At 72.4% G+C, this 22493-nt stretch carries 21 protein-coding genes; 12 read left to right on the top strand and 9 right to left on the bottom strand.

Translation table 11 applies throughout. The features are described 5' to 3' along the window. From ACN27F_RS11195 to ACN27F_RS11205, 3 genes are all read left to right on the top strand, one after another. Complete coding sequence (locus ACN27F_RS11195; RefSeq protein ID WP_421440112.1) at nucleotides 1-1380, top strand: FAD-dependent oxidoreductase; 1380 nt, start codon at nucleotides 1-3, stop codon at nucleotides 1378-1380. 145 nt (nucleotides 1381-1525) lie between these two features. Continuing rightward, nucleotides 1526-2341 (top strand): aminoglycoside phosphotransferase family protein, encoded by an 816-nt coding sequence (locus tag ACN27F_RS11200; RefSeq protein ID WP_421433217.1) that lies wholly within the window; start codon nucleotides 1526-1528, stop codon nucleotides 2339-2341. A 56-nt stretch (nucleotides 2342-2397) separates the two neighbouring features. Then, entirely contained in the window at nucleotides 2398-3018 is a 621-nt protein-coding gene (locus ACN27F_RS11205; RefSeq protein WP_421433218.1) for a DUF1707 SHOCT-like domain-containing protein, read from the top strand. Nucleotides 3019-3034: 16 nt separating this feature from the next. On the opposite strand, the gene ACN27F_RS11210 is transcribed toward ACN27F_RS11205, so the two are convergent. After that, entirely contained in the window at nucleotides 3035-3871 is an 837-nt protein-coding gene (locus ACN27F_RS11210) for an Fpg/Nei family DNA glycosylase (RefSeq protein WP_421433219.1), read from the bottom strand. Nucleotides 3872-3994: 123 nt separating this feature from the next. Here ACN27F_RS11210 and ACN27F_RS11215 point away from each other — a divergent pair, with 123 nt between their 5' ends. Next, entirely contained in the window at nucleotides 3995-4147 is a 153-nt protein-coding gene (locus ACN27F_RS11215; protein WP_421433220.1) for a hypothetical protein, read from the top strand. Nucleotides 4148-4198: 51 nt separating this feature from the next. Here the strand turns inward: ACN27F_RS11215 and ACN27F_RS11220 are convergent, their stop codons facing one another. After that, the gene (locus ACN27F_RS11220) at nucleotides 4199-4417 is read right to left on the bottom strand and encodes a hypothetical protein (RefSeq protein WP_421433221.1); all 219 of its coding nucleotides are present in this window, start codon (nucleotides 4415-4417) and stop codon (nucleotides 4199-4201) included. Between the two features lie 449 nt (nucleotides 4418-4866). Between ACN27F_RS11220 and ACN27F_RS11225 the strand changes: the two genes are divergently transcribed. The 3 genes from ACN27F_RS11225 to rocD all read left to right on the top strand — a co-directional run bounded on the left by ACN27F_RS11225 (nucleotide 4867) and on the right by rocD (nucleotide 7911). Further along, a complete protein-coding gene (locus ACN27F_RS11225) occupies nucleotides 4867-5553 on the top strand; it encodes a thrombospondin (protein WP_421433222.1) in 687 nt (228 codons plus the stop codon). Between the two features lie 334 nt (nucleotides 5554-5887). After that, nucleotides 5888-6697: a dimethylargininase gene (gene ddaH, locus ACN27F_RS11230; protein ID WP_421440114.1), complete on the top strand. Its 810-nt coding sequence runs from the start codon at nucleotides 5888-5890 to the stop codon at nucleotides 6695-6697. Beyond that, a complete protein-coding gene (gene rocD / locus ACN27F_RS11235) occupies nucleotides 6694-7911 on the top strand; it encodes an ornithine--oxo-acid transaminase (RefSeq protein WP_421433223.1) in 1218 nt (405 codons plus the stop codon). Before ddaH ends, rocD begins: the two co-directional genes overlap by 4 nt. Before the next feature lie 94 nt (nucleotides 7912-8005). Here the strand turns inward: rocD and ACN27F_RS11240 are convergent, their stop codons facing one another. Next, nucleotides 8006-8647: an HNH endonuclease family protein gene (locus ACN27F_RS11240; RefSeq protein WP_421440116.1), complete on the bottom strand. Its 642-nt coding sequence runs from the start codon at nucleotides 8645-8647 to the stop codon at nucleotides 8006-8008. Between the two features lie 216 nt (nucleotides 8648-8863). On the opposite strand from ACN27F_RS11240, the gene ACN27F_RS11245 reads away from it, so the two are divergent. Then, the gene (locus ACN27F_RS11245) at nucleotides 8864-9331 is read left to right on the top strand and encodes a protein-tyrosine phosphatase family protein (RefSeq protein ID WP_421433224.1); all 468 of its coding nucleotides are present in this window, start codon (nucleotides 8864-8866) and stop codon (nucleotides 9329-9331) included. A gap of 48 nt (nucleotides 9332-9379) precedes the next feature. Here ACN27F_RS11245 and ACN27F_RS11250 read toward each other — a convergent pair whose 3' ends face one another. From ACN27F_RS11250 to ACN27F_RS11260, 3 genes are read right to left on the bottom strand one after another with little or no spacing between them, the layout of a single operon-like run. Further along, nucleotides 9380-10285, bottom strand: a complete 906-nt coding sequence (locus tag ACN27F_RS11250) for an aminoglycoside phosphotransferase family protein (protein ID WP_421433225.1) — start codon at nucleotides 10283-10285, stop codon at nucleotides 9380-9382. 23 nt (nucleotides 10286-10308) lie between these two features. Continuing rightward, on the bottom strand, nucleotides 10309-10971 hold the full coding sequence (locus ACN27F_RS11255) for a CG0192-related protein (protein ID WP_421433226.1): 663 nt from the start codon (nucleotides 10969-10971) through the stop codon (nucleotides 10309-10311). A gap of 35 nt (nucleotides 10972-11006) precedes the next feature. Further along, complete coding sequence (locus ACN27F_RS11260; protein ID WP_421433227.1) at nucleotides 11007-11375, bottom strand: VOC family protein; 369 nt, start codon at nucleotides 11373-11375, stop codon at nucleotides 11007-11009. Between the two features lie 63 nt (nucleotides 11376-11438). Here ACN27F_RS11260 and ACN27F_RS11265 point away from each other — a divergent pair, with 63 nt between their 5' ends. After that, complete coding sequence (locus ACN27F_RS11265; protein ID WP_421433228.1) at nucleotides 11439-11942, top strand: MarR family winged helix-turn-helix transcriptional regulator; 504 nt, start codon at nucleotides 11439-11441, stop codon at nucleotides 11940-11942. Between the two features lie 105 nt (nucleotides 11943-12047). On the opposite strand, the gene ACN27F_RS11270 is transcribed toward ACN27F_RS11265, so the two are convergent. Beyond that, complete coding sequence (locus tag ACN27F_RS11270; RefSeq protein ID WP_421433229.1) at nucleotides 12048-12893, bottom strand: hypothetical protein; 846 nt, start codon at nucleotides 12891-12893, stop codon at nucleotides 12048-12050. Between the two features lie 155 nt (nucleotides 12894-13048). Here ACN27F_RS11270 and ACN27F_RS11275 point away from each other — a divergent pair, with 155 nt between their 5' ends. Further along, complete coding sequence (locus ACN27F_RS11275) at nucleotides 13049-15847, top strand: AfsR/SARP family transcriptional regulator (RefSeq protein WP_421433230.1); 2799 nt, start codon at nucleotides 13049-13051, stop codon at nucleotides 15845-15847. On the opposite strand, the gene ACN27F_RS11280 is transcribed toward ACN27F_RS11275, so the two are convergent. After that, nucleotides 15837-16664: a helix-turn-helix domain-containing protein gene (locus ACN27F_RS11280; protein ID WP_421433231.1), complete on the bottom strand. Its 828-nt coding sequence runs from the start codon at nucleotides 16662-16664 to the stop codon at nucleotides 15837-15839. The genes ACN27F_RS11275 and ACN27F_RS11280 overlap by 11 nt on opposite strands. Before the next feature lie 102 nt (nucleotides 16665-16766). On the opposite strand from ACN27F_RS11280, the gene ACN27F_RS11285 reads away from it, so the two are divergent. Both ACN27F_RS11285 and ACN27F_RS11290 read left to right on the top strand, forming a co-directional pair. Beyond that, entirely contained in the window at nucleotides 16767-17681 is a 915-nt protein-coding gene (locus ACN27F_RS11285) for an oxidoreductase (RefSeq protein WP_421433232.1), read from the top strand. A gap of 118 nt (nucleotides 17682-17799) precedes the next feature. After that, nucleotides 17800-19185, top strand: coding sequence for a xylulokinase (locus ACN27F_RS11290; protein ID WP_421433233.1), 1386 nt, complete (start codon nucleotides 17800-17802; stop codon nucleotides 19183-19185). A 6-nt stretch (nucleotides 19186-19191) separates the two neighbouring features. On the opposite strand, the gene ACN27F_RS11295 is transcribed toward ACN27F_RS11290, so the two are convergent. Beyond that, on the bottom strand, nucleotides 19192-22473 hold the full coding sequence (locus ACN27F_RS11295; protein ID WP_421433234.1) for an SNF2-related protein: 3282 nt from the start codon (nucleotides 22471-22473) through the stop codon (nucleotides 19192-19194). Nucleotides 22474-22493: the final 20 nt, after the last annotated feature.

A 22493-nucleotide genomic window follows, 5' to 3' on the forward strand; every position in this document is an offset into this window, starting at 1 on the left:
GTGCCGCAACGATTGGTCGTGATCGGTGGCGACGCCGCCGGAATGTCGGCGGCGTCGCAGGCTCGCCAGCTACGTGACGCCGACGATCTGGAGATCGTCGCCTTCGAACGGGGCAGGTTCACCTCGTACTCCGCCTGCGGCATCCCGTACTGGATCTCGGGCCTGGTGAAGGACCATCAGGAACTGATCGTGCGGGAGCCCGAGACGTTCCGCCGGGACTACGACATCGACGTACGGATCCGTCACGAGGTGACGCACATCGACCTGGACGCGCGCGAGGTGGTCGCGACATCGTCCGCCGACGGCGACCGCGAGGTACGCGAACACTTCGACATCCTGGTGTACGCCACCGGCGCGGTGCCGACCCGCCCGCAGTGGGCGAGGACCGACACGATGGGAGTCTTCGGGGTACAGACCCTTGACGACGCCGCCGCCCTGCGTGACTGGTTGGACCAGGACGAGCCCCCGCGCCGGGCGGTGGTCGTCGGCGGCGGCTACATCGGGGTGGAGATGGCCGAGGCGCTGATCCGGCGCGGCTTGGCGGTCACCTTGATCGACCGTGGCGAGCAACCGATGTCCACCGTCGATCCGGACATGGGGGTCAAGGTCCGGGACGCGCTGGCCGGGCTCGGCATCGACGTACGCAGCGGGGTCCTGGTCACCGGACTGGACGAACGCGACGGCCGGGTGCGCGGGGTACGCACGGACGACGACACGGTGCCGGCCGACGTCGTGGTCCTGGGTCTGGGGGTGCGGCCGAACACCGGGCTTGCCGAGCGGGCCGGACTGCCGGTCGGCGTCACCGGCGGAATCCGTACCGACCTGCAGATGCGGGTGATCGGAGTGCCCGACGTGTGGGCGGCCGGCGATTGCGTCGAGACTTTCCACCGGGTCAGCGGGCAGCCGGTGCACGTGCCGCTCGGCACCCATGCCAACAAGCAGGGCCGGGTCGCCGGGTTCAACATCGGTGGCAGCTACGCCACCTTCCCCGGCGTGATCGGCACCGCGGTGACCAAGGTGTGCGAGTTGGAGGTGGCCCGCACCGGACTGCTGGAACAGGAAGCCCACGATGTCGGCTACTCGTTCGTCACCGCCACCGTCGAGTCCAGCAACCGGGCCGGCTACTTCCCGGGGGCGGCTCCGATGACCATCAAACTGATCGCCGAGCAGCACACCGGCCAGTTGCTCGGCGCGCAGATCGTCGGATCGACCGAGGCCGCCAAGCGGATCGACGTGCTGGCGGTGGCGGTGTGGAACCGGATGTCGGTGTCTGAGATGACGGCGCTCGATCTGGGCTACGCACCGCCGTTCTCGCCGGTCTGGGATCCGGTCCTGGTCGCCGCCAGACGGGCCAACGACATCGTCTCGAACACCGACTGAGACTCGAACACCGACGAGCACCGACACCGGCACCGAACCGGTCCGCTGACGCTGGCGGACAATGGCGTCCGTGCCCGCCGCCAGCCCGCGCCCGTCCACCGGGCCATTCGCCGGCCCTGCCGGGCCATCCACTGCGCATGCCGGCGTGTCGGACCTGATCGCCCGGTACGCCGACCGGTGGTCGCTACGGACAGGGGCACCGCTACCCGGCGGGTACGTCTCGGTGGTGGTCGCCGCCCGCTGCGTGGACGGCACCGACGCGGTACTGAAGCTGCAGCCGCCGGGCGACCGGGAAAGCGAGCTCGAAGCGGCGGCGTTGGCCTGCTGGAACGGGCAGGCGGCGGTCAGGCTGCTGGCCCACGATCCGGTCGGGCGGGCGCTGCTGATCGAACGATGCCGGCCCGGCGATCCGGTTGCCTCGTTGGCACCCGAGGCGGCCCTGGACGTGTACGTCGACCTGCTGCCCCGGCTGTGGCGACCGGTGACCGGGCCGTTCACCCCACTGACCCGGGAGGCACGACGCTGGGCGACGAACATTCCGAAGCGCTGGGAGCAGGCCGGCCGGCCGTTCGAACGGCGGCTGGTCGACGCCGCAGTCGATCTGCTCACCGGGCTCGCGGCCAGCCAGCCGCAGACGCAGGTGCTGCTGCACCAGGACCTGCATGCCGGCAACGTGCTGCGGGCACAGCGCGAACCGTGGCTGGTGATCGATCCCAAACCGCTGGTCGGCGAGCGGGCGTTCGGGCTGGCACCGGTGGTGCGCGGTGTCGAGTTGGGGCACTCTCGCGCCCTGGTACGCCGCCGGCTCGACCGGCTTAGCGCCGAACTGGGCGTGGACCGGCAGCGGGCCTGCGGCTGGACCATCGGTCAGAGCCTCGCCTGGGCGTTCACCGACGGCCCGCCGCTGACCGCACACCTCGACGTGGTCCGCTGGTTGCTGAGCGAGCTGAGCGACCGCTGAGGCAGCGGCTCGCCCGGCGCCACCGGCCGGGTCGGCCGGCCGATAAGCTCCACAGGGTGGAGGACCCCGCAGCGCGCCGCAGCGACGACCATCTGCGCGTCTCCGACGCCGAGCGCGAGCAGGTGGTCGAACTACTCGGCCAGGCGACGGCGGAGGGCCGGTTGACCCTCGACGAGTACGCCGAGCGCGCCACCGACGCGCACAGTGCCCGGACCCGGGGCGAGTTGGCCCGGCTCACCGCGGATCTGCCGGTCGGCCCGCCGGTGCCGGGCAGGATCGTCGGTCCTCCGGGTGGGATCGTCGGTCCTCCGGGCGCGGCGGCACCGGCCCCGACCGAACGCATGATCGCCATCTTCGGCGACGAGGTCCGCAAGGGACACTGGCTGGTGCCCGAACGGGTGGACGCCCGAGCAATCTTCGGTGACTGCAAGATCGACCTCCAGAACGCCCAGTTGCAGCACCATCTGACGACGATCGAGGTGTGGGCGGTCTTCGGATCGGTGACGATCTACGTACCGGAAGGTCTCGACGTGCGGATGAGCGGCACGGCCGCCTTCGGCGAGAAGAAGTCGAAGCTCACGGCACCGCCCCGCCCGGGTGCCCCGATCATCCAGGTCACCTGCAACGTGGTCTTCGGTTCGGTCACCGTACGGCCGCCCCGGCGCAAGTGGTGGTGAGCGCGACTGCCGCGAGTCAGCCGGCCGATGGCTGGCAGGTCGGGCACCAGTAGGAGTTGCGGGCGGCGAGCACCGCCCGCGCCACGGTGCCGCCGCAGAGCAGGCACGGCAGGCCGGCGCGGCGGTAGACGTACACCTCCCCACCGTGCCGGTCGACCCGCGGCGCCCGATCCATCGCCTCCGGCAGGTGCTCGGCGCGCACCGTGTCGATCCGGCCGGCGGCCACCCCCGCGCGCATCAGGACTACCAGGTCGGCCCAGATCACCGCCCACCGGTCGGCGGACAGCGAGCGGCCGGGCAGGGTCGGTGCGATCCCGGCGCGGAACAGCACCTCGGTGGCGTAGACCAGACCGACTCCGGCGACGATCGACTGGTCGAGCAGCAGCGCGCCGAGCGGTCTGCCGCTGCGCCGGATCCGGTCGCCAGCGGAATCTCCGTCGGCGTCGTCGCGCAGCGGATCGGCGCCGAGCCGCCCGCGCAGCGCGTCGGCTTCGGCCTCGGTGAACAACTCGCAGGCGGCCGGCCCACGCAGGTCGAGCCAGTGCCGCCCACCCGCTTGTCCACCGACCAGACGCAGCCGGATCTGCCCGACCGGATCCGGCGGCGCACCCGGGCCGTCGGCGACGGTGCCGTAGAGCCCGAGATGCACGTGCAGGATGCCGCCGCCGGCGCCGCCACGGTAGTGGTGCAGCAGGTGTTTGCCGTATGCCTCGGTGGCGGTCAGGGTGGCACCGGTCAGCCGGGCGGCACCGGCCATGAATCGGCCCTGCGGGCTGGTCGCCTCGACCACCGATCCGCCCAACACGGCGTGGTGGTGTGCCGCCAGCCGGTGGATCGTGTGTCCCTCGGGCATGGACGTCAAGGGTAGTCAGCGCGGTGTCGCACCTGTCAGCTGCCCACCCGAGCAGCCCCCTGGAAGGCCCCAGTGACGACAACGCCGACTCACATGACCCGGCCCAGCGTCGAGGTAACAGAGATGGACGCAGCGGAATGGAAGGCCACGGTTCAGCGCGCCCTCGACGGCCTACGATTGACGTACGATCAGCTCGCCGACCAGGCACAGCGACGGGACTTCAGCTCCCTTGCTGCCCTGAAATTGTGGGTGGCCATCGGTGGCAAGCGCCCCTGACATCGGGGCGGCGCAAGTGTCGGCACCAAGTTGGACAAGCGCACGCTCCAATCAGCGCCGGTCCGGCTCAGGTCCCAGGCCCGCGGGCCGATCTGGATCGATCTCAGCTGCAAGCTCATGCTGGACACGGACGAAGGACTGTTCCCCGCCGTGCGAAGCTCGTACGTCGGCGTCCACCTCGGCGAGTCTGCCGAGCACCCGGTTCTTCACTATGACTTCGAACGCGACAAGGACAAGTACACCGAGGCTCACGTCCAGGTCTACGGTCACCACAGGCCATTTGAGGAGTACCTGACCGAAATTGGCGCCAAAGCCCGGTTGGAGAAGCTACACCTGCCGGTAGGGGGTCGACGATTTCGGCCATCACTCGATGGACATCATCGAATTTCTGGTAGCGGAAAAGGAAGCGGATGCCGCGTCGTTGCCGTCGCGTCGCGGGCACCGGCCAAAGCGACGGTAGACAGGGCCAATGCGACGGTAGATGCGACGGCGAGGGCAGCGACAGGCCACCGGGACCGGGACAGCCACCCCACCCTGCCCTGCCCGCCCCGCCAGGGCGGGCAGGGCAGGGCACCGGATCGGCGTCTACGCCTGTTTCGGCGAGCGGCGATGGACATTCGGGTGTGGCGGACCGGACATCGGGGTATCCGGTTGTCGTAACCGCCGGTGCAGGCATCCATCCGGAGGCATGAGCCGGCGCATCGATAAGGAGGTGTCCCATGCCCAGGATCCCGATGCTCTCCCGGCGGTCGGAGCCGGTGGAGCCGGCACGGTCCGACGAGCCGACCACACCCCGCAGCACGACGGCCGCCGCTACCGCCGACCGGGAGCATGCCCGGCGTTCGGCCGAGCACGCCAACGCGGAACGGGCGGCGGCGCAACGGGCCGCCGACCGCGCCGAGACGCAGCGGCTCGACACCGCCCGGACCGGCGGTGACCGCCCCGCGCCCGCCGGCGCCGCCGGTGGCGCCACCGCGGTGGCCGACCCGGCTACCCGCCCGACGCCAGGTCCCCGACCCGAACCACCCACCCGGGAGGAGACCCCGTCCCGGCCCGCTCCCCCGCCCGCCCCGGCTGGCCCGCGCCCCCGGGCGAGCGTGCTCGCCACGCTCGGCCTGATCATCGGGATCACCGGCGCGCTGTTCGTGCTCTCCGGCCCACTGGCGCCGTACGGCATCGCGCTCGGCGTGCTCGCGCTGGCGCTCGGGATCGGCGGGGTCTCGGCCACCAGCCGTCGACACGTGGCCGGCCGCACCGAGGCGCTGATCGGCATCGTTCTCGCCCTCGGAACGATGATCGTCGGCAGCCTGGCGATGACCGGCGCGCTCAGCTGGCTCACCACCGAGACGGACATGGTGACCCAGGTACGCGAGTGGCTTGATTCACAGTTTGGCGCGATCTTCTGACGGGCATCCGGTAACGCGATGGTGGGCCGCCGGTACGGTGGTGCCACCGCACGACAAGATGCCGCATCGCGGTGGTTCACCGCCGGCAGCCGTCATCGGGGGGCGACAGTGTTGTCGCCCCCCGACATGCTGTCCCGACTGGGTCACCGAACGCGATAGCGCGCGATTGCGCAACGAATCAGTTGTCACAGCACCTGCATGCGCAACGATCTGCGATCAGACGCAAGGCTTTCCGATGGTTTCTGTGGGTTCAAGCCCTTAGCGTGAGAACGAGCGCCAGCCCCCAGAGCGCAGCGCCGGGGCGCGCCCGACCTCAGGAGCCCGACGCATGACGATGCACGCCACCCCCCGACACTTCCTGATGTGCCGGCCGACGTACTTCGCCGTGGAATACGCGATCAACCCATGGATGGACCCGGCCCGCCCGGTCGACCGGGAGCTGGCCCTCGCCCAGTGGACGCGGTTACGCCAGACGTACCTCGAACTGGGTCACACGGTCGACGAGATCGAGCCGCTACCCGGCCTGCCCGACATGGTCTTCGCCGCCAACGGTGCCACCGTCATCGACGGGCAGGCCCTCGCGGTGCAGTTCCGCGAGCCGCAGCGGGCCGACGAGGCACCCGCCTACCGGGGCTGGCTGGAGCAGGCCGGGTTCGTCGTGCACGACGCCAAGTACGTCAACGAGGGTGAAGGCGATCTGCTGCTGGCCGGCGACTTCGTGCTGGCCGGCACCGGCTTCCGCACCTCGCACGCCGCGCACGCCCGCGTCCAGGAGGTCTTCGGCCGCCCGGTGATCACCCTGCAGCTGGTGGACCCGTGCTTCTACCATCTGGACACCGCGCTGTGCGTGCTCGACGAGCGGACCATCGCCTACCTGCCGGAGGCGTTCTCGCCCGGCAGCCAGGCCGTGCTGCGCCGGCTGTTCCCCGACGCGATCCTGGCCGACCTGCCCGACGCCGCCGCGTTCGGGCTCAACGCGGTCAGCGACGGCCATCACGTGGTGCTGCCGGTGCAGGCCGCCGGACTGATCTCGACGCTGCGCGCACGCGGCTACCATCCGATCGGGGTGGACCTGTCGGAGCTACGCAAGGCCGGCGGCGGGCCCAAGTGCTGCACGCTGGAGCTGAGAGGGGCCGGCCGATGATCGTGGACGGGATGCTGCGCACGCCGGAGGCGTTGCACGACGCACAACGGTGGACCGCGCACAACTACCACCCGCTGCCGGTGGTGATCGGCACCGCCACCGGCGCCTGGGTCACCGACATCGACGGGCGGCGCTATTTGGACTGCCTCGCCGGCTACTCGGCGCTCAACTTCGGCCACCGGCACCCCCGGCTGATCGCGGCGGCGCACGCCCAGCTCGACCGACTCACGCTCACCAGCCGGGCGTTCGTGCACGACCGGTTCGCCGACTTCTGCCGGGAGTTGGCCGCGCTGTGCGGCAAGGACATGGTGCTGCCGATGAACACCGGCGCCGAGGCGGTGGAAACCGCGATCAAGGTGGCCCGCAAGTGGGGTCACCAGGTCAAGGGCGTACCGGACGGCCAGGCCACCATCGTGGTCGCGGCCGGCAACTTCCACGGTCGGACCACGACCATCATCAGCTTCTCCACCGACCCGGACGCGCGGGACGGTTTCGGACCGTACACCCCCGGCTTCACGGTCGTCCCGTACGGCGACCTGGCCGCGCTCGCCGACGCGATCGACGAGACCTGCGTGGCGGTGCTGCTGGAGCCGATCCAGGGCGAGCAGGGCGTGGTGGTGCCACCGGACGGCTACCTGACCGGGGTACGTGACCTGTGCACCCGCAACGACGTGCTGTTCCTCGCCGACGAGATCCAGTCGGGGCTGGGCCGCACCGGGAACACGTTCGCCTGCGATCACGAGGGCGTCCAGCCCGACATGTACATCCTCGGCAAGGCGCTCGGCGGCGGCATCGTGCCGGTGTCGGCGGTGGTCGCCGACCACTCGGTGCTCGGCGTCCTACGTCCCGGCGAGCACGGGTCCACCTTCGGCGGCAATCCGCTGGCCTGCGCGGTGGGCACCGAGGTGGTCCGGCTGCTGGCCACCGGCGAATACCAGCGCCGCTCGGCGGAGCAGGGCGCGCGGCTGCACGCCGCGCTGCGGGCGCTGCGTGAGCAGGGGCGCCTGGTCGCGGTCCGGGGCCGGGGGCTGTGGGCCGGGATCGATCTGGACCCGCAGGCGATGACCGGGCGGCAGGCGTGCGAGCGGCTCGCCGAACGCGGCGTCCTGGTCAAGGACACCCACGGCGCGACGATCCGGCTCGCCCCGCCGCTGGTGGTCGGACCCGACGACGTGGACTTCGCCATCGAACAGCTTTCCTTCGTGCTGCGCTGAGCACACCGGCCGGCCGGGGGGCGATGCGCCGCCCGGCCGGGGGCCGGCCCACCCGTGGGCGGGCCGGCCGCGTCGACCGCGGATCAGCCGCCGGTCAGCAGGTGGCGAGCATGCTCGACAGCGCCGACTTCTCCGCGCTGTCGACGGTCAGGCCGTAGTACCACTTCGCCTGGATCCAGGCACGGGCGTACGTGCAGCGGAACGAGGCCAGCGGCGGCTGCCAGCTCGCCGGGTCCTTGTCTCCCTTGGCCTGGTTGACGTTGTCGGTGACCGCCCAGAGTTCGGGTCCGCCGAGGTCGTTGGCGTACGTCTGGCGTCGGGCCGTCGTCCACGACCAGGCGCCGGAGCGCCATGCCTCGGCGAGCGGGACCATGTGGTCGATGTCGACATCGGCCGGGTCGGTCCAGGTCGCCCCGTCGAACGGGCTGTACCAGGATCCCGAGGTCGGGTAGCAGCTGCTGTTGACCACGACGTTGCGGCCGTCGCGCTTGAGCACTTCCTCGCGGGTGTTGCACGATCCGGAGATGGTGATCCAGTGCGGGAACAGGTTGCGGTTGTAGCTGGACTGGTGCGACTCGGCGGCAACGGTGAGCGAGTTCAGCCGGCTGAGCGCGGTGCTGTAGGACGGGATGTTCGGCGGGGTGGCGCTGGCCGGGACGGCGAGCAGACCGACGGCGACGGCGACGGCCGCTGTCGCGGCGACGACGGCTCTGGTGATGCGGCGGGTCACGGGGATCTCCTGACTCTGCCCTGCCGCGGCCGGATTGGGGGGTCTCCCGGTCTTGGGTGCGCGACAGGCACATCGATGCAGGGAAATCTAATGATCGTGGTGGCCGCCGCCGAGACAACCGTGTGAACGCCGTGTGAAGAAGTCCTTGACCAGGCAACACGCCCATGATCGACAGCCGGACGAAACAGACCCACCCGACCCACCCGACCAGATTGGCCAGACATGAGGTATCCGATTCCGACCCCCGCGCCGGGGCAGTTGAGCACGATGACCCGGCCACGTGGCGGCGACTGGCTCGACACGGAGATGGCCGTGCTGGCGGCCGACGGCGTCGACGTGCTCGTCTGTCTGCTCACCACCGGCGAGCTCGACGAACTCGACCTGGCCGACGAGGCGGCTGCGGCCGCCCGCGCCGGGCTGGAGTTCCACCGGCTGCCGGTCACCGACTTCGGCGTGCCGGACCGGGCCGCCGCGCGGCCCCTGCTCGACCTGCTGCACCAGCGGCTCGTCGCCGGACACGACGTCGCCGTGCACTGCCGGGCCGGCATCGGCCGGTCCTCGGTCATCGCCGCCGCCTGCCTGGTCGGGCTCGGCGTCGAGCGCACCGAGGTCTGGCGGATCATCGCCACCGCACGCGGCGTACCGGTGCCGGAGACCGACGAGCAGCGCGCCTGGCTGGCCGACGGTTGACCCCGCGTCAGCTGGTGGACAGCTGACTCCCGCGTCGACCGTCGGCGCTCACGCCGCTCGCTCGTCGGTCAGGATGCGGTCGAGGGTGCGCCGGCCCATCCGACTCATCGCCGGATTACTGTCCACGTAGTACCAGACCGCACCCATCGCCTGCTCGAACGCCCATGCCTTGCCGCGCTGCCACTCCAGGTCGGCACAGCCCAGCTCGGTACGCAGCACCTGCCGAGGGCCGTCTGCCAGCAGGTGCCAGGCGGCGACCAGGTCCAGCGCCGGGTCGGCCGGGGCGAGCGCGCCGACGTCGAGGACCCCGGCCAGCCGGCCATCCGACACCAGCACGTTGCCGGGAATGAGGTCGCGGTGGGACATCACGTCAGCGTCCGGGCCGTGCGGCAGCTCACGCAACGCCGACCAGATCCGACGCAACCGGGGTACGTCGAGCAGCCGCTCACTGTGTCCGAAGCAGGTCTGCATCCACTCGTCGTGCGAGCGCAGCTCGCCGCCCCGCCAGCCGCCCTGGAAGCTCCGTCCCCGGGTGTCGATCGCCCGTACGCCCCGGATGAACTCCGCCAGGTCGCGGGCGAACCCGACCGACCCTCCCGGATCTGCGTCGGGGTCGGCGGCCACCGTGCCCGGCAGCCAGGTCTGCACCGACCAGGGCAGCGGGTAGCCGGCTCCGGGCTGCCCGAGGGCGACCGGCTCCGGGGTCGGGAACCGGGTCCGCCCGGCCAACTCGCGGCCGGCGTCGGCCTCCCGCGTCAGCCGGCGTCGCACCGAGTCGACGTCGTCGGGTTCCAGCGGGAATCGGGCCGCGAAGCGGTCCCCGATGCGGAAGATCGCGTTGACCGTGCCGTGCTGGTCGACGCCGTCGACCGGCAGCTTCCGCCACTGCGGAAACTGCTCGTACACCAGGGTGCGCACCGTCTCGACCGGTACGGTCAGCTGGTCGGGATGCATCCGCACGGCGGGACCGGCGGCCGTCAGCGGGGCACGGCGTACGCCAGCGGCAGCGGTTGCGGCTGGCCGGGCCAGGTGCCGGTCAGCAGTTCACCGTTCCTGCGCCCGGGCTGGCCGTCGAGGCGGCGCAGCACGGTCAACTCGACCCGCTCGGTGACGATCAGCGTGGGATCGCCGTCGACGATCCGGCTGACCGTGCCCACGGCGGGCACGGCAGCGGGCACCGCGGCGCCGGTCGTACCGCTGCCGGTCGTAGCGCTGCCGGTGATGTCCATGCTGAGCGGACGGATCTCGCGGACGCCGTCGACCTCGAAATACTCCTGCGCCTGGCCGGCATCGGCGAGGATGGCGCCGGCCAGGGCGGCGGCGTAGACCGGGTCGCCGCACGCGTCGTACACCCAGCGGGGGCCGAGCGCCGAGTGGTCCATGGTGCCGACCAGCCATGCGTCACCGCCGTCCAGCGGCGCACCACGGTAGGTCAACGGCACCTGGAGCACCGGGCCGGTCTCGGCGCGGACCAGGATCGTCTCCATGCCCACGTCGCCGGCCGGGTCGTCGAACCGGTACCCCGCCACCCGTTCGAGATCCGCAGTGGACCGCCCCGGCCACCAGTCGCGCCCCGGCAGCCAGGCGGCGAGGAGTTCGAGTTTGGTCGGGCGCAGCTCCGCCCGGTGCAGTAACGCCACCCGCCGATCGTAACGGTCACCCGTGCGACCGGCGCCTACTGCTTGTCGTGGACGGTCACCGCGTAGCCGTCCGGGTCGACGAAGGTGAAGGTGCGACCGAACGGGCCGTCGAACGGTGCGGCGGCGATCGGGGTGCCGGCGGCGGCCAGCCGGTCGTGCAGCGCCTGCGCGTCGGTGGCGTGCAGCCACAGCGCCACGCCGAGGCCGGGGCGGCCGCCGGCATCGAGATCCACGCCGGGCAGCGGGTCCCGCACCGCGAAGGGCACCGGCGTGGTGGCGAACACGACGGCGCCGGGCGGACTGACCGGAGCCCGGCGCAGGCCGAGCCGCTCCTCGTAGAAGGCGGCGGCGCGGTCCAGGTCGCGCACCTGCAGGGCGACGAAATCCGGTCCGGTGACGGTCATGATGCGATCTCCCACTCTCATGTCAAAGTCCTGACATGCCCGAGCATATGTCAGGATACTGACATGGCGCAACACGAGCCGGTCGGCCCACCGGACAGCGACGAGACCACGGGCCAGGCGGACAGCGACGAGACCGTCGGCCCGGTGGACGACGCCGTCGGTTACGTGCTCAAGCAGGCCGCGGTCGCCCTGCGCACCGCGATGGACGCGGCGCTACGGCCGATGCGGCTGACGGTGCCGCAGTACGCCTGCCTGGAACTGCTGGGCCAGCGTCCCAACCTGTCCAACGCCGAGCTGGCCCGGGGCGCCTTCGTCACCCGTCAGTCGATGAACGTGGTCCTGCGCGGCCTGGAGGAACGCGGTCTGGTCACCCGGCCGGCGACCGCGCCGCACGGGCGTGAACTGCCCGCGGCGCTGACCGACGCCGGGCGCGACCAGCTGCGGACCGCCAGCGCGGCGGTACGGCGGGTGGAGAAGCAGATGTGCGCCGGCCTGTCCCCGGCCCGCCAGCAGGAGCTCCTGGAAGGCCTGACCACGTGTGTCGGCAACCTCACCGGCCCGACCTGACCCGCCGGTAACAGGAGCCGCCGACGGGCAGAGCCGGTCGGCAGCATCGCCACCGACGGCGGTGCCGGCCGGAACGTTCCCGACCGGCACCGCCGCCCGCTCAGATCAACTCGCGCAGATGCCGTACGCGAACAGTGCCCACGGCAGCACCGGACCGGAGGCGCTGGCCCGGGTGGCCACCTTGTCCGTGCCGATGGCGTGCACCAGGTCGAGGAAGATCTCCCCACCGCCGCCCGACACCGATCCCCCGATCCCGTAGAGGGCGGTCCCGGCCGGGCACGACCCGGTGATGCTCTTCGAGTCGTCCGCGCTCAGCGGATTGGCGAACTCGACCCGCTGGACACCCCTGACGCTCGCGCAGACCGCGTACGCGGTCACCGACCAGTTGGTCGGCGTCGTACCGGGAACGACCGTGCCACGGACGCTGACCGAGGTCAGGTCGGCCGTCGGCACGACGTAGTCGAGGACGACGTCGCCGAAACCGTTGTTGATCCGCCCGCCGGCTCCGATCACCCGCTTGCCGCCACACGAGACCGAGGCGATCTGGGTGTTCGGGGCCTGGGTGAACGAGACCACGTCCCAGCCGGGCGGGGCCGGCGCGCACATCGCCTCCGCGGTGAGCGCCCAGTTGCCCCCGTCCGGGTGCACCTCACGCATCCGGGCCACGAAACCGGTGCCGTTGTTCAGCGGCTCCAGCCGGTCCAGCGACACCAGCCCCTGATGTGACGCGGCGGGTGCGGTCAGGTAGCCACCGCCACCGGTGACCACCGTCCCGGGCGGGCAGGACACCGTCATGTTCTTGTCCGAGCTGGTGCTCGCCGAGGTGGCCCCGACCCGCACCAGGCCGGGCGGATCGGCGGCGGCCGGCCCCGCCGGGCCGAGCCCGACGAGGACGGTGCCGACGAGCACGGCGGCGGCGAACCCGGCACGCGCCGTTGTGACTGCCTTCACGATTCCCCCATTCTTTCGGTACGCCGGCCGCAGCCCGGCCGGCTCGTTTGACACTGGACGGTCTCGCTTGGCGTCGGCTATGCGACCGCTAGGCGCGCTGCCCCGGGCCTGACGACGAGAATGGCCAGCGCCCACGAAGGACGGGAACGGCGCCGATGAGGTTTCGGATACTTGGTCCGGTCGAGGTCGTCGTCGACGCTCGGGCGCTGCCCATCGGCCGGCCGCAGGAACGGGCCGTGCTGGCCCTGCTCCTGCTGGACGCCGGCCGGGTCGTGCCCACCGGCCGGATCGCCACCGCGCTGTGGGGTGACGGACCGCCGGCGAGCGCACGGACCCAGGTGCAGGTCTGCGTGTCGCGGATCCGCGCCGCGCTGCGCGCCGCCGGTCTCGGTGACACGCTGTCCACTGAGGCCGGTGGCTACCGCCTCGCGGCCACCGGCGACTGCGACTACCCGGAGTTCACCGCGCTCGTCGGCCGGGCGCGCGCCGCTGCCGTCGCCGGGGCATCGGCGGCGGCGGCCGAATCGCTGCGCGCCGGTCTCGCCCTGTGGCGGGGCGAACCGCTGACCGGCGCGGCCGGGGCGTTCGTCGAGGCAGCGGTCACCGCGCTGCAGGCGGACCGGCTCGCCGCCCAGGAGTTGCTGGCCGAGGTCGAGATCGCCGAGCGGCGGTACGCGGCGGCGATCGAACTGCTCGGTCCGCTCGCCACCGCGCACCCGCTGCGGGAACGCCTCGTCGGGTTGCTGATGCTCGCGCTGGCCGGACACGGCCAGCAGGCACAGGCCCTTTCCCTGTACGAGCGGACCCGTGCCCGGCTGCGCGACGAACTCGGCGTGGCACCCGGATCCGACCTGAGCCGGGCCCACCTACGGGTGCTACGCCATGAGCTACCCGTCCCGCCGCCGACCGGGTCCCGCACCCCGGCCCGGCGGTCGGCCCGCACACCCGCCCAGCTACCGCCGGGTGTCCCCCGCTTCGCCGGCCGGGTCGCCGCCCTCGCCCGCCTGGACGCGCTCCTGCCCGCCGAGCCCACCGACGCCCCGACCACCGTGGTGATCTCGGCGATCGGCGGTACGGCCGGGGTGGGCAAGACCGCGCTCGCGGTGCACTGGATGCACCGGGTCGCGGCCCGCTTCCCCGACGGACAGCTCTACGCCAACCTGCGCGGCTTCGATCCCGACGGACGCACCGCCACCGCCGGCGAGGTGCTGCGCGGCTTCCTCGCCGCGCTCGGCGTCCATCCACAGCAGATTCCGGCCGACGCGGGCCAGCAGGCCGACCTGTACCGCAGCCTGATGTACGGCCGGCGGATGGCGGTGCTGCTGGACAACGCCCGCGACGCCGAGCAGGTACGCCCGCTGCTGCCCGGCGCACCCGGCTGCCTGGTCCTGGTCACCAGCCGGGACCGGCTCACCGGCCTGGTGGTCGCCGAGGGCGCCCAGGCGTTGCCGCTGGACCTGCTCTCCGTCGAGGAGTCCCGGCGCCTGCTCGCCGCCCGGGTGGGTGCCGACCGGATCGCGGCCGAGCCGGCGGCCGTCGACGACATCGTCACCGTCTGCGCCCGGCTGCCGCTGGCGCTGGCCATCGTGGCCGCCCGGATCGCCGCCACCCCGGACTTCCCGCTCGCCGGGCACGCCACCGAGCTCCGTGGCACACCGGGTCAACTGGCTCCGTTCACGGCGGCGGATCCGCGTACCGACGTACGGATGGTCTTCTCGTGGTCGTACCGCACGCTCGACGCGCCGTCCGCCCGGCTGTTCCGGCTGCTGGGCCTGCATCCCGGCCCGGAGGTGTCGGTCGCGGCGGCGGCGAGCCTCGCCGGTGTGCCGGTGCCGGCGGTCCGTCCGCTGCTGGCCGCGCTGACCGAGGCGAACCTGCTCACCGAACGCGGGCCCGGCCGCTACGACCAGCACGACCTGCTGCGGGCGTACGCCGCGGAGCTGGCCGCCGACCTCGACGCGGTCGACGACCGGGACGCCGCCGACCGGCGGTTGCTGGACCACTGTCTGCACACCGCACGGGCGGCCGACCTCGGCATCGACCCGTACCGGCTGGCGACGCCGACGCCGCTGCCCAAGCCGGACCCGGCGGCGACGGTGCTCGACCATGCCGGCCACGCCGCTGCGCTGGCCTGGCTGCGGGCGGAACGGCCGGTGCTGCTCGCCATCGTGCGCCAGGCCGCCGACGCCGGCCACGACTGGTACACCTGGCAGCTGGCCGCCACCCTGGTCACGTTCCTGGACCGGCAGGGGCACTGGCACGATCTGGCCGCGTCGCAGGCGACCGCGCTGGCCGCCGCCCGCCGCGACCGGTCGCTGCTCGGGCAGGTACAGGCCCACCGGGGGCTGGCGATCGCGTACACCTGGTTGGGTCGCACCGGCGACGCCCGGGTCGAATACCGGCACAGCCTGGAGCTCAACCGTGCGGTGGGCGACCGCGAGGGACAGGCCGACGCGCACCTCGGTCTGTGCTGGGTGCTGGCCCGCGAGGGCGACCTCGACGGGGCGTTGGAGCAGGCGCGGTCGGCGTCGACGCTGTACCGGGCGGTCGGCTCACCGGCCGGGCAGGCGAAGGCACTCAACAACAGCGGCTGGCTACAGGCCCGGCGCGGCGCGTTCGACGAGGCCCTGACCTGCTGTGAGCAGGCGCTGGCGCTGCACGAGCGGCACGGCGACCGGCACGGGGCGGCGCTGTCCTGGGACAACCTCGGCTACGTACGGCACCGGCTGGGCGAGCACGTGGCGGCGGCCGACTGCTACGAGCGGGCGCTGGCGCTGCACCGCCGGCTCGGCGACCGGTACGACGAGGCCGATGTGCTGGTCAACCTGGGTGAGACGCACGATGCCGCCGGTGACCGCGCCGCCGCCCGCGCCGCCTGGAGCGAGGCGCTCGGCATCTACGAAGACCTCGGCCACCCCGACGCCGACCGGGTCCGTCGCCGGATCAACGGCTAGCACAAGCGGCGAGCAGGTGCAGCCGTTCGGCGTCGGCGCTGCCGGGTGCGGCGGTGTAGACGATCAGGATCGGCCCGGTGCGTCCCGGCGGCGCGTAGGCGTCCCAGTCCAGGTGCAGCTCACCGACCTGCGGATGCCGGAACGTCTTGCTGCCGTTGACCGATTCGCGTACGTCGTGGCGGGCCCAGAGCCTGCGGAACTCCTCGCTGCGGATGCTGAGCGTGCCGACGATCTCCTGAGCGCGCGGGTGCTCCGGGTCGGCGGCGACCGCCGCGCGCAGAAAGCCCAGGTAGTCCAGCACCGTTTCCCGCCAGCCGACGCACCGGTCGTGCTCCTCGGCGTAGGTGAACATGTCGATCAGCGCGTTGCCCGGACCGATGCCCGGGTGGAGCGCGGCGGCCATGCTGTTCCAGGCGAGCAGGTCCAGGTGGCGGCTGACCACCACGGCCGGCGTGTGCAGGCTGTGCAGCAGCCGGCGGGTGCTCTCCGGGACCGTTTCGCGGGTACGCCGCCGTGGCTTCGGCGGCTGCTGCGCGCGGCGGGCGAGAGCACGCAGGTGGCGGGTCTCCTCGGCGTTCAGCGCCAGAGCGCGGGCGATGCCGGTCAGCACGTCGTCGGACGGGCGGACGTCCCGGCCCTGCTCCATACGCTGGTAGTAGTCGGTGCTCACCCCGGCGAGCAGGGCCAACTCCTCGCGGCGCAGGCCGGCGACCCGCCGTCGGGGGCCGGGTGCCAGCCCGATCTCCTCGGGGCGCAGCCGGGACCGGCGGTTACGCAGGAAATCGGCCAGCTCACGGGCGTAGACCGTGGTCGTCACACCGCCAAGTGTGCCGCTGGGACCCCTCGGCAGGGTAGGTCCCGTGGTCCCAGGTTGGTGGGGTCTCTCCGGAGGACCGCGCGGCTGCCTAGCGTCGCCGCCATGCAGAACTGGACTGAAGATCAGATTCCCGACCAACGTGGCCGGCGCGCGGTGGTGACCGGGGCGAACTCGGGCGTGGGCCGGGTCACCGCGCTGGAGCTGGCCCGGCACGGCGCCGCCGTGGTGCTCGCGGTGCGCAACGTGGCGGCCGGCGAGGAGGCCGCCGCCGGGATCCGGCACGCGGTGCCGGGCGCCGACGTCGAGGTCCGCGAGCTGGATCTGGCGTCACTCGCGTCGATCCGCGCCTTCGCGTCGGACTTCGCCGGTGGCGTCGACCTGCTGGTGAACAACGCCGGCCTGGTGCTGACCGGCCCGCGACCGCCGCTGACCGTGGACGGGTTCGACCTGCAGATGGGCACGAACGCGCTCGGCCCGTACGCGCTGACCGGTTTGCTGCTCGACCGGCTGGCCGCCGGCAAGGAACCCCGGGTGGTCACCGTGTCGTCGATCGTCCACAAATGGCGCAATCTCGACCTTGGCGACCTGATGTCCGAACGCTCCTACAGCGGCAACCGGGCGTACTCGTTGTCGAAGCTGGTCGGCACGGTCCTCGGCCTGGAGCTGGACCGGCGGCTGCGGGCCGCCGGATCACCGGTGATCAGCGTGCTCGCCCACCCCGGCATGACCCGCACCAACCTCACCCCGCGCGCGATGGCCGACCGGAGCCCGCTGATGCGTGCCGCCAGCCGGCTGATGTCGCTGGCCGTCAGCCCGGTCGAGGCGGGGGCCCGACCCCAGCTGTACGCCGCGACCGCGCCCGGCGTACGAGGCGGGCAGTTCTTCGGCCCGCGCGGGTTCCAGGAGATCCGTGGGCCGGTCACCGAGGTGCGGGCCAGCGCTCAGGCCCGTGATCCGGGCAACGGCCGACGGATGTGGGCGCAGGCGGCCCGGCTCACCGGCGTCGCGTATCTCTGACCGCCGCAGAAGACCATCTTGGGACCAACCCATCGATGGACGTAAGGTCGACCACGACGACGACCACGACCTGGCCGGCCGGCGCCGACCGGCCATCGACCACCTGCGGAGGTGTGCGTTGACGCTCGTTGCCGGGGTGGACACGTCGACCCAGTCGACCAAGGTCGTGGTGTGCGACGCGGACACCGGCCAGGTGCTGCGCGAGGGCCGCGCCCCGCACCCGGACGGCACCGAGGTCGATCCGCACGTGTGGTGGGCCGCCTGGGAGCAGGCCAGCGCCGGGCTGCTGGACGGGGTCGCCGCGATCGGCGTCGGCGGGCAGCAGCAGGGCATGATCTGCCTCGACGACGCCGGCGAGGTGGTCCGGGACGCCCTGCTGTGGAACGACACCCGCTCGGCGCAGGCCGCGGTCGATCTCACCGACGAGTTCGGCGGTCCGAAGGCGTGGGCCGACGCGGTCGGGCTGGTGCCGGTGGCCAGCTTCACCGTCACCAAGCTGCGCTGGTTCGCCCGCGCCGAGCCGCAGCTCGCGGCCCGGACCGAGACCGTACTGTTGCCGCACGACTGGCTCACCCACCGGCTGCGGGCCGACGGCGGTCAGCCGACGACCGACCGGGGCGAGGCCTCCGGCACCGGCTACTGGTCGGCGGCGGCCGGGGACTACCGGCGGGACCTGGTGCGGCTCGCGTTCGGGCGGGACGTGGCGCTGCCCCGGGTCGCCGGGCCCGCCGAGGTGGTCGGCGAGACCGCGTCCGGCGCGCTGCTCTCGGCCGGCACCGGCGACACCATGGGTACGGCGTTCGGCGTCGGCCTGCGCCCCGGCGAGGTGGTGGTGTCGCTGGGCACCTCGGGCTGTGTGTCCGGGGTGAGTGAGCTGCCGACCGCCGACCCGAGCGGGCTGGTGGCCGGCTACGCCGACGCGACCGGCCGGTTCCTGCCGCTGGTCTGCACGCTCAACGCGGCCCGGGTGCTGGTCACCGTCGCCGACCTGCTGGGCCGGTCGCTGGCCGAGTTGGACGAGTTGGCGCTGTCGGCACCGCCGGGCGCGGGCGGATTGACGCTGCTGCCGTACCTGGACGGGGAACGCACCCCGAACCTGCCCGACGCGCACGGTCTGCTCGCCGGGATCACCCGGGCGAACGCGTCGGCGGCGAACCTGGCCCGGGCGGCGGTGGAGGGCATGCTCGGCGGCATCGCCGACGCCCTCGACGCGCTGCGCGTCCAGGACGTGCCGGTCGACCGGGTGCTGCTGGTCGGCGGTGCGGCCCAGTCCCGCGCGGTACGGGCGATCGCGCCGGCACTGTTCGGCGCGCCGGTGAGCGTGCCCCGCCCCGCCGAGTACGTGGCGCTCGGCGCGGCCCGGCAGGCGGCCTGGGCGCTGTCCGGTGCCGCCGAGCCGCCGCGGTGGCCGGTCGAGGCCGAGGAGGTCACCGCCGCCGCCACCCCGCAGGTGCACCAGCGCTACGTCGACGTGCGCGACCGGGCGCTGCCGCTGCTGGCCTGACGAAGTTCAGCCGAGCAGGTCTTCGATGTCGGCGGCGGACAGTTGGGCAGAGGCGAACTCGCCCCCGTCGAGCACGCTGCTGAACAGCTCGGCCTTGCGCTGCTTCAACGCCATGACCTTCTCCTCGATGGTGTCCTTGGCGACCATCCGGTAGACCATGACGTTCGACGTCTGGCCGATCCGGTGGGCGCGGTCGACGGCCTGGGCCTCGGTCGCCGGATTCCACCATGGATCGAGCAGGATGCAGTAGTCGGCCTCGGTGAGGTTGAGGCCGAAACCGCCCGCCTTGAGGCTGATCAGGAACACGTCGGCGGTGCCGCCTTTGAACTCGGCGATCACGGCGGCCCGGTTGCCGGTCGATCCGTCGAGGTAGCCGCATCGGAAGCCGGCGGCGACGAGTCGGTCACGCGCCGCGCCGAGGAAGCGCGTGAACTGGCTGAACACCAGCGTACGGTGGCCTTCGGCGACCAGGTTGGTGATCTGCTCGACCAGCACGTCCAGCTTGGTCGACGGGACGCCCTGATGCTTCGGGTCGACCAACGCGACGTCGAGACTCGCCTGGCGCAGCAACGTCAACGACCGGAAGATCTCGAAGCGGTTCTTCTCCAGATCCCCGAGCAGGCCGAGGACCTTCTGCCGTTCCCGCTGCAGATAGGCCTGGTAGATCCGGCGATGCTTACGGTCGAGGTCGAGTTCGAGGACCTGTTCCTGCTTCTCGGGCAGGTCGGCGGCGACCTCCGCCTTGCGGCGACGCAACATCAGCGGCCGGATGCGCCGGCGCAGCTGGGCGAGCCGGTCACCGTCGTGGTCCTTCTCGATCGGCGTACGGTAGTAGTCGGTGAACCGGTCCAGCCGGGGAAACAGCCCAGGGGCGGTGATCGAACACAGCGCCCAGAGTTCGAGCAGGTTGTTCTCCATCGGTGTACCGGTGATGGCCAGCTTGAACGGCGCCGACAGCAGCTTGGCGCACCGGTGGCTCTGCGACTGGTGGTTCTTGACGAACTGGGCCTCGTCGAGGATCAGGCCGGCCCAGTCGAGCGCCTGGTAGTCGTCGAACTCCAGCCGCAGCAGCGTGTACGAGGTGACGACGATGTCCGCCCCGGCCGCGGCCTCGGCGAGTTCCATGCCGCGCCGCGCCGTGGTCTGGGTGACCGCCCGCACGGTGAGGTCCGGGGTGAACCGCGCGGCCTCGTTGACCCAGTTGTGGATGACGCTGGCGGGGGCGACGACGAGAAACGGTCCGTCGGCGCGGGCGTGCCGGATCAGCGCCAGCGCCTGCAGGGTCTTGCCGAGGCCCATGTCGTCGGCCAGGATGCCGCCGAGCTGGTGTTCCCGCAGGGCGGCGAGCCAGCGGAACCCGTCGAGCTGGTACGGGCGCAGCTCCGCCCGTACCTCCTCGGGCACCTGGTGGTCGACGGCGGCGCCGGCGGCGGCCAGCTCGCGGACCGCGCGCTGCCAGGCGGCGGCCTGCCCGGTGATCTCCCCCAGCTCGGCCAGTTCGGCCCAGAGGCCGACCTGGAACCGGCCGACGCGCAGCAGGCCCGGCGGCCGGTCCTCCAGTGCCCGCGATTCGTCGATCAGCTCGCGGAGCTGAGCGAACTCGGGGCGGTCGAGGCTGAAGTACGTGCCGCTGGGCAGGATCAGGTATTGCCGGTCCTGCGCCAGCGCGGTGAACAGCTGATCGAAGACGACCTGCTCGCCGCCGACGCTGACCTGCACGGACAGGTCGAACCAGTCGTGTTCGCCGGCATGGTCGGTGCCGGCGAACCGAATGACCGGCGCCTCGTCCGCCTCCCGGTAGTCCGGAATGGACTCGTCGGTCGACTCGACCACGTCGACACCGTCGATATCGGCGATCCGGGGTACGACCTCACTGAGGAACCGGATCATGGCGTCGCCGCTGAGCGTGGCCAGGGCGGCGAGTCGCGGACCGCTCGGCGTCGACTCGATCGCCTCCGGGACCGCCTTGGCCGTCACCTCGGTGACCTGGTTGACGACGGCGTCACGCGGGTCGGCGTACCCGCGCGGGCCGGCCGCCCACAGCGGCTCGGCCTGCCGGTGCGCTCCGATCGCGCGGATCCACTGCCAGTGGACTGACAGCGCCTGTCCCGGCAGCGGTGTCACGGCCAGGGTGAGCGTGGGCGGCGACACCGGTGGCAGGCGCACCGCCGGGCCGGCGGCGACGACCTCGACCTGTTTGAGCAGCTCCGGGTAGAACCGTTCGAAGAACCGCGCCTCGTCGGCAGCGGGGACGCGGATCGCGGCACCGGCCAGGGCCTTCGCCGCCGCCGGGGACACCGCGCCGGACAGCGGTGCCAGCCGCAGCACCCGGTCCCGGGGTTGCGGCTCGACGCCGCCGCGCTCCCCCCACCAGGCGATCCCGTGCGCCGGTCGGCCGACGAAGACGGAGAACTCGGCGGCGACGGGTACGCCGTCGGCCAGCAGCACCGGCTGCACGATCAGGTCCTCGTCGGTGCGGTCGACCTGGACCGACAGCCGGGCCGGCTGCCGGCCGACGACCACCGGTCGGGCATACTTGCCGGGTTGGACCAGCGGCAGCCCGGCTTCGTCGGCCTCGGCCAGCAGGTCCCAGATCCGCCGGCTCGCGAACGCGTCCAGGAAGATCGTCGTCGGGGGGCTGTAGTAGCCGTACCGGTCGGCGTCCACCATCGACAACGTGAGGATCTCGCCGAGCAGCTGGCGGTGCCGTTTGGATTCGGGCGACCTGCCGTAGCCGGCATATTGTACGTTCGACCAGCTGATGCCGGAGCGGACCCAGCCGTTCTGGCCGGGTAGGACCGGACGCAGCGCGATGCGGCCGGCGTGCCCACCGCCGGCCGCGCCCGGCTTGACCAGCTCGAACTGCAGGCCGACGGTCGCCTGCTGCGGCGCGGCGGTGACGGCCGGGGCGACGTGCGATACCAGCGCCGACAGGCTCTTCTCCCAGGTCGCCGTCGTCGCGCCGGACCCTTGCCGCTGCTGTGGGACGGTCGGCGTGCCGATGACGGTCTGCAACACCAGCGCGTACGGGTGGGCGCAGGATTCCTGGCCGCAGGAGCAGGCACCGTCGACGCTGACGAGGAGCCCTTCGTCATCGGTCGTGACCGCCGCTGTCACCGTGCCAGCCGGTCCGGCGTCCAGCCGGGCCTGGGCGTGCCCGGTCGACGGATCCCAACGGGCTCCGGTCAGCTCGCCGTGCGCAAGATGGGTACGGGCGCGCAGGAAGCCCCGCACGCCCACAATCTCACACAGCGCCGCTTCTTCGACGGTGAGTTTTAGCTTCGCCACTGATCGTCGTCTCCCGAGTC

The sequence above is a fragment of the Solwaraspora sp. WMMB335 genome (assembly GCF_049179075.1).
Classification (GTDB): Bacteria; Actinomycetota; Actinomycetes; order Mycobacteriales; family Micromonosporaceae; genus Micromonospora_E.

Excerpts from the sequence above, each read along its gene's own strand:
- ACN27F_RS11210 (WP_421433219.1), bottom strand. The coding sequence starts at position 3,871 with ATGCCCGAGGGACACACGATCCACCGGCTGGCGGCACACCACCACGCC.
- ACN27F_RS11215 (WP_421433220.1), top strand. The coding sequence starts at position 3,995 with ATGGACGCAGCGGAATGGAAGGCCACGGTTCAGCGCGCCCTCGACGGC.
- ACN27F_RS11225 (WP_421433222.1), top strand. The coding sequence starts at position 4,867 with ATGCCCAGGATCCCGATGCTCTCCCGGCGGTCGGAGCCGGTGGAGCCG.
- ddaH (WP_421440114.1), top strand. The coding sequence starts at position 5,888 with ATGCACGCCACCCCCCGACACTTCCTGATGTGCCGGCCGACGTACTTC.
- rocD (WP_421433223.1), top strand. The coding sequence starts at position 6,694 with ATGATCGTGGACGGGATGCTGCGCACGCCGGAGGCGTTGCACGACGCA.
- ACN27F_RS11245 (WP_421433224.1), top strand. The coding sequence starts at position 8,864 with ATGAGGTATCCGATTCCGACCCCCGCGCCGGGGCAGTTGAGCACGATG.
- ACN27F_RS11250 (WP_421433225.1), bottom strand. The coding sequence starts at position 10,285 with ATGCATCCCGACCAGCTGACCGTACCGGTCGAGACGGTGCGCACCCTG.
- ACN27F_RS11260 (WP_421433227.1), bottom strand. The coding sequence starts at position 11,375 with ATGACCGTCACCGGACCGGATTTCGTCGCCCTGCAGGTGCGCGACCTG.
- ACN27F_RS11265 (WP_421433228.1), top strand. The coding sequence starts at position 11,439 with ATGGCGCAACACGAGCCGGTCGGCCCACCGGACAGCGACGAGACCACG.
- ACN27F_RS11275 (WP_421433230.1), top strand. The coding sequence starts at position 13,049 with ATGAGGTTTCGGATACTTGGTCCGGTCGAGGTCGTCGTCGACGCTCGG.
- ACN27F_RS11285 (WP_421433232.1), top strand. The coding sequence starts at position 16,767 with ATGCAGAACTGGACTGAAGATCAGATTCCCGACCAACGTGGCCGGCGC.